Source organism: Stenotrophomonas sp. GD03654, assembly GCF_029845105.1.
In the GTDB taxonomy this organism is placed as follows: domain Bacteria; phylum Pseudomonadota; class Gammaproteobacteria; order Xanthomonadales; family Xanthomonadaceae; genus Stenotrophomonas; species Stenotrophomonas africana.
Genome location: NZ_JAOCLC010000131.1, coordinates 1 through 5,336 on the forward strand (window position 1 = coordinate 1; position 5,336 = coordinate 5,336).

Annotated in this window: 4 protein-coding genes; 3 read left to right on the forward strand and 1 reads right to left on the reverse strand. The window is 67.6% G+C overall.

Features of this window, described 5'->3' with window-relative positions; translation table 11 throughout:
• On the reverse strand, positions 1-2,800 hold a 2,800-nt coding region (locus tag N5J73_RS23935), incomplete at its 3' end, for an autotransporter serine protease (protein WP_279941369.1).
• 183 nt (positions 2,801-2,983) lie between these two features.
• Between N5J73_RS23935 and N5J73_RS23940 the strand changes: the two genes are divergently transcribed.
• From N5J73_RS23940 to N5J73_RS23950, 3 genes are all read left to right on the forward strand, one after another.
• On the forward strand, positions 2,984-4,159 hold the full coding sequence (locus N5J73_RS23940) for a thiolase family protein (protein WP_049448105.1): 1,176 nt from the start codon (positions 2,984-2,986) through the stop codon (positions 4,157-4,159).
• Positions 4,160-4,283: 124 nt separating this feature from the next.
• Complete coding sequence (locus N5J73_RS23945; protein ID WP_004153024.1) at positions 4,284-4,625, forward strand: hypothetical protein; 342 nt, start codon at positions 4,284-4,286, stop codon at positions 4,623-4,625.
• Positions 4,626-4,782: 157 nt separating this feature from the next.
• On the forward strand, positions 4,783-5,193 hold the full coding sequence (locus N5J73_RS23950) for a hypothetical protein (RefSeq protein ID WP_010482846.1): 411 nt from the start codon (positions 4,783-4,785) through the stop codon (positions 5,191-5,193).
• Positions 5,194-5,336 lie beyond the last annotated feature (143 nt).

Sequence of the window (5,336 nt, forward strand, 5' to 3'; positions counted from 1 at the left end):
CGCCCACGCGCTGGTCGAAGCCCAGGCTCAGGCGGCCAGTGCGGCCCCACCACGATTCCAGCGCCACGCCGATCAGCGCACTGCCGTGCGGCGCGTTCCAGCCCGCCAGCGGCGCCCAGGCATCGACCCCGACGAAGCTGGCCTGCCAGTCCGCATCCGCACCATCAAGTCGTTGCTGCCATTCGGCATGCCCGAGCAGCGTCCAACGCCCCCAGCCACGCTCGCCGCGGATGCCGGCCAGCATCTGGCTGCGCTGCACGCGATTGGCTTCACCCCGCAGGCCGAAGCCGAAACCGCCCAGCTCATTGAAGGCATCGGTATCCACACGCGTGGTGCTGGCGCCCAGATACGGCGTCAACGACGCCCCGGCGCGACCGAAGCGATAGCCGCCTTCGACGCTGGCACTGCTGAAGCGGCCGCCGTAGCGCGCAGACACGCCGTACGCGCCGGCGCCCAGCAGCAGCTGGCGGTCCAACGCGCGGGTGAACTGGCCACTTCCGACCTGGGCCAGTGCGTAGCCACGCCCCAGGTTCCAGCCGGCATACAGCTGCGCCTGCGCCTGGCGATCACGTCCGCGGTCACCACCGAAGCTGCTGCCACCGTTGCTGCGGGTCTCGCCAAAGGCCACACCCATCAGGCCGTTGCTGCCCAGCGGCAGGTCCTGGCCCGCCATCCACCCGTGACTGTCGGCGGCGTTGCCGGCAAAGCTGCCCTGCCCCGCTTCACCCAGCGCGCTCTGCCAGGTACCGCGCAGGCGCGGCGCGGCCTGCACGCGGTCGAAGCGCTCGGCAATCGCACGTCGTGACATGTCGATGCTGTCGAAGGTGGCCGCTTCAGCACGCGCATGCGCTTGACCGGACAGGCTCTGCAGGCTGGCGGCCAGACCGTCATTGCCACCGCCGGTCCATTGCAGGGCGCCGGCCGCTGCACCAAAGGCCGATCCCTGCAAGCCTGCGTTTTTGTCGAGCGCTGCGAATGCACCCTCCAGACGCTGCGCAGCGGCCTGCGCGGACGCCCCCAGGCCGCTGGCCGCGGCGGTGACGCTGACCTGGGTCAGGTTCAACCAGGCGTTGTTGCTGTCGTAGCCGTAGCTGCTCTGCAGCAGCGACAGGCCCTGCAGGCCACTGGAGGTAGCCGGCGTACTGAAAGTGCCACTGAGTCCGCCTGCCGCATGGATCAGGTCCTGTCGGCTGCCGTTCTGTGGCACGTAGCCGGAAACGAAGCCGTGCACGCGCACACCGCCGTCGATCGCAGCATTTCCGGTGACCTGCAGCGCATTGGCGCCGAGCGCGATCATCAGCTGGCCACCGGCCTGCTGGACGTAGTTGCCCTCGATCGTGCCTGTGGTGTTGCCACTGGTGAGGAATACGCTGCTGCCGTTGACCACATTGCCGATCACGCGGGGCGTGCCACCGTTGAACTGCAGGCCGGTCGAATCCGGATCGGGCTGGCCGAGGATGGTCACGTTGGAACGGATCACGCCACCGTTCTGCAGCGACAGGATGCCGCGTTCGATGCGGGTGGCACCGGTGTAGCTGTTGTTGCCGGCCAGCACCAGGGTGCCCCCGCCCTGCTTGACCAGGCCGCCGCTGCCGACGATATCGTTGCGCCACGCCGAGCCGGTCGAGGCCACGTCCACGTTGGCGACCACATCACCCCAGTCGAAGCGCCCCGGACCGTTGATCGCACGACCGATGTCGAGCAGGCCATAGCCGAACACCGGATCCACGCCCGGGGCGCCGATGTCCTTGGCGGTACCCAGCAGGGTCTGCCGGACCAGATCGTTGCCGAAGTACGGGAAGCGCTGCCAGACCAGGGCCGCCGCACCGGAAACCAGAGGCGCAGCGAAAGACGTGCCGTAGTTCCAGTAGTAGCTGCCACCATTGGCATCCGGGTAGACCGCGCTGCCCGGCGCCGCCAAGCAGTAGCGGGCCGCCTGCCCGCAGGCATTGGCATAGCCGGCCAGTGCGCCGGGCGTATACGGATCCACCGCCGTGGCCACCAGCCAGCCACGCTCCAGATCGGCTGCAGGCAGTGAACCGGCCACGCCCTTCTGGCTGGGCAACGCAGCCAGGCTGCTCGGCTCGCTGCGCCCATCATTGCCGGCGGCGAACACCACCAGGCCACCGTGATTGATCACGAACGGCCGGTATTCGGCAGCCACCTGCGCGGTGGTCGGCAGGTCGGTCCAGTACAGGCCGCCCCACGAGTTGTTCATCACCTTCACGTTGTAGTTGATCAGGTCCTGGTGGACCTGGGCCACGCCCAGCGGGCCGCTGAAGGCATTGCCGCGACCACTGCCGTCATCGGTCGGCGGCTTGTCGGAAATGATCCGTGCCGACACGATCTGCGCGCCCGGTGCGATGCCGCCCGGCCAGGACCCTACTGCCGCACCGGCGGCAAGGCTGGCGACGGCCGTGCCATGCCCGACCACGTCGTCGACACCCAGGTTGTTTTTGGCCGGGTCGATGTAATTGAGGTTGGCGACCACCCGCCCGTTCAAGGCCACCGCATTGCGCTGCACGCCCGAATCGACGATGCCGATGCGTACGCCCTGCCCGGTCAGGCCGGCAGCCTGTGCGGCACGCGCGTTGGTGACTGACAGATGCGCATCGAAGGCCGGCTCCTGCGGCTTGGCCGGCGGCGGCGTGGTGGGAGGCGGCGTGGTCGGTGGCACAGGCGTGGTCGGCGGCGGATCGACACGCACATTGCTGCCGCCCCCGCCTCCGCCGCCGCAGGCGGTCAGCGCCACGGCCAGCGCGGTTCCCAGGGCAGACCTCACCATCATCGTGCGTTCCATCGATTCCTTCCCATGTACGTTGTCCTGCCTTCATCCCGGCAGGCGTGCGGCCGCGCTCAGCGGCGGCCCTCCCCGACCCTCTATACTTGGGCCGACCCCCACGCAGTCTGCCGGGAAACCCGGGCACATCCAACGGCCCCCGGTCTCCTTTCCGAACATTGCTTACGCATCAACGAGATTGCCATGTCCAACATCGTCATCGCCGCCGCCAAGCGCACCGCCATCGGCTCCTTCCTCGGCCAGTTCAATGGCGTGCCGACCCCCACCCTTGGCGCGGCCGCCATCGCCGCCGCCCTGGAGCAGTCGGGTGTCCCGGCCAGCGACGTTTCTGAAGTCCTGATGGGCTGCGTGCTGCCGGCCAACCTCGGCCAGGCGCCGGCCCGCCAGGCGGCGATCGCCGCCGGCATCCCGCTGTCGACCGGTGCCACCACGCTGAACAAGGTGTGCGGCTCGGGCATGAAGACCATCATGCTTGGCCATGATCTGATCAAGGCCGGTTCGGCCCGCATCGTGGTTGCCGGCGGCATGGAATCGATGTCCAACGCCCCGCACATGCTGCCGAACTCGCGTACCGGCAACCGCTTCGGCAACTTCCAGGCGGTCGACCACATGGCCCACGACGGCCTGGTCAACGCCTACGATGGCAAGGCCATGGGCGAATTCGCCGAATGCGCCGTGGACAAGTACCAGTTCAGCCGCGAAGAGCAGGACGCCTACGCGATCGAATCGGTCAAGCGCGCGCAGGCCGCGCAGGCCAACGGCGCATTCGCCGACGAGATCGTCGCGGTCAAGGTCGCCACCCGCAAGGGTGAGGTCGAGGTCGCTACCGATGAACAGCCCGGCCGATCCGACATTGCCAAGATCCCGACCCTGCGCCCGGCCTTCAAGAAGGATGGCAGCGTCACCGCCGCCAGTTCCTCCAGCATCTCCGACGGCGCCGCTGCAGTGGTCCTGCTGACCGAGGAAGACGCGGCCGCGCGCGGCATCACCCCGCTGGCCCGCATCGTCGGCCACGCCACCCATTCGCAGGAGCCGGAGTGGTTCACCACCGCGCCGATCGGTGCGCTGCACACGCTGCTGGAGAAGACCGGCTGGTCGCTGGACCAGGTCGACCTGTTCGAAATCAACGAAGCCTTCGCCGTGGTGGCGATGGCGCCGATGCGCGAACTGGGCATCCCGCATGACAAGCTCAACGTGAATGGCGGCGCCTGCGCACTGGGCCATCCGATCGGTGCCTCCGGTGCGCGCCTGGTGGTGACGCTGATCAACGCCCTGCGCACGCGCGGTGGCAAGCGCGGCATTGCCACCCTGTGCATCGGCGGTGGCGAAGCAACGGCTATCGCCATCGAATTGATTTAAATGGATTTAACGATGATTTCGCAAAAATGAATGCGGGATCGCTTGACACCCAATCTTGGCTTGTCATCATGTTGTCGGCGCGCAGCATGCGCGTTGCCTAATTCTAACGACGAGGATTTACACAATGAGCATCAACAAGCTGCTGGTCGCGATGTCCCTGGCTCTGGCCCTGGCCGCCTGCTCGAAGCAGGAAGCTGCCCAGGACGCCGCTGCTTCGGCCAACGAAGCCGCCACCGAAGCCCAGGCTGCTGCCGACCAGGCCGCCGCTGCTGGCGCCCAGACCGCCGACGCTGCCCAGCAGGCCGCTGACACCGCCGCCACCGCTGCTGACGCTTCGGTTGACGCTGCTGCCCAGGCTGGCGCTGCTGCCACCGACGCCGCTGCCGGCGCCGCTGCTGACGCTGCCAAGGCTGCTGAAGGCACCGCTGAGAAGGCCAAGGACGCTGCTGAAGAAGCCAAGAAGTAATAACTTCTTTCTTCACGCTGTTCTGGAAAAGCCGCTGGTTCGCCAGCGGCTTTTTCTTTTGTCGAATGCGCGCGACTGAGCCGCTGCATCGCGACTCCCTCTTCACAATGGCATGAATAGGCTGGCGTCCCCATCCATTGCAGTACCGGAGACCGCCATGAAGATTCGTCCGATCACCACCACCCTGCTGGCCGCCTCCCTGCTGCTGGCCCTGGCGGCCTGCAAGGGCCCCGAAGCCGAACAGGCCAAGCAGGACGCACAGCAGGCCGCCGACAGCGCGGGCGCTGCCGCCCGTGACGCCGTGGACAAGGCCGCTGAAGCCACCCGCAACGCTGCCGACAAGACCGCTGCCGCTTCCGAGCAGGCTGCCGCCGATACCCAGCAGGCGCTGGACAAGGCTGCAGACGCCACCGCCAACGCCGCCGACAAGGCCAAGGACGCCGCAACCGACGCTGCCGCACACGCCAGCGACGCGACCGCCAACGCGGCACAGAAGGTCGCCGACAAGGCCCGCGATGTCGCCAATGACGCCAAGGCCAATGCCGCCAAGGAAGAAGCCAAGCACTAAGCCCTACCGGCAGCCGAGCGTCGACTCGGCGCTACAGGAAAAGCCGCGGCACTGCCGCGGCTTTTCTGCTTTTCGCTCTCTGCTTTTTCTGTTGATTCCGTGGTGGACGGCACGGAAATCGTCCAAGGCCGCGCGGGTGGGCT

Excerpts from the sequence above, each read along its gene's own strand:
- N5J73_RS23940 (WP_049448105.1), top strand. The coding sequence starts at position 2,984 with ATGTCCAACATCGTCATCGCCGCCGCCAAGCGCACCGCCATCGGCTCC.
- N5J73_RS23945 (WP_004153024.1), top strand. The coding sequence starts at position 4,284 with ATGAGCATCAACAAGCTGCTGGTCGCGATGTCCCTGGCTCTGGCCCTG.
- N5J73_RS23950 (WP_010482846.1), top strand. The coding sequence starts at position 4,783 with ATGAAGATTCGTCCGATCACCACCACCCTGCTGGCCGCCTCCCTGCTG.